The sequence below is a fragment of the Vibrio sp. 1288 genome (assembly GCF_033344475.1).
The window spans coordinates 1-759 of the sequence record NZ_JAWPOX010000413.1; the positions used below are offsets into that span (position 1 = coordinate 1).

General features: G+C 50.5%; 1 protein-coding gene. It reads left to right on the top strand.

Going from position 1 to position 759, the window contains the following annotated elements; genetic code table 11:
- The coding region (locus R8O11_RS27120; protein WP_318194861.1) for an alpha/beta hydrolase at nucleotides 1–719 on the top strand (719 nt) is incomplete at its 5' end.
- Nucleotides 720–759 lie beyond the last annotated feature (40 nt).

Below are 759 nucleotides of genomic sequence, written 5' to 3' on the forward strand. Positions count from 1 at the left end.
TCGACGCATCGTTTCAGGGCGAAAGTACAGGTGAGCCTCGCCAATTAGAAAACCCTCACATTCGTACCGAAGATGTGAGTGCCGTTATCGATTATCTCACCACTCTTGACTACGTAGATAACGAACGCATTGGTGCAATGGGGATTTGTGCAGGTGCCGGTTACACCGCGAACGCAGCGATTAATGACCGCCGAATTAAGGCTGTCGGTACCGTCAGCATGGTTAATATCGGTCAAATGTTCCGTAATGGTTGGGATAACAGTGTGAAAGACAGCGACGCCATCCCTTACATCGAGGCGGGGTCACTCGCCAGAACTTCAGACGCGAGCGGCGCTGAGTTTGTCACAATCCCAATGGCGCCGTTAAAAGAAGAAGACGCGCCAAACGAAGAGTTACGCCAAGCGTGGGAGTATTACCACACCGACCGCGCGGCTTATTGCACAGCGCCGGGCTTTGCAACTGCACGTAGTTTGAATCAAATCATCACTTACGATGCGTTTTTCAAAGCAGAAGCGTTCTTGACTCAGCCATTGCTGACCGTTGTCGGTAGCGAGGCTGGCAGCAAATGGATGAGCGATAACCTAATGGAACGAGCGGCAAGTACGGATAAACACATGTATGTCGTTGACGGCGCAAATCACATGGATCTTTATGATGGTGAAACCCCTATCGCAGAAGCGATTGGAGCTCTAGCGCCGTTTTTCCAACGCACGCTTTAACAGATTGATTTGAGATACCAGATAGTTTGGCTCTGCGATC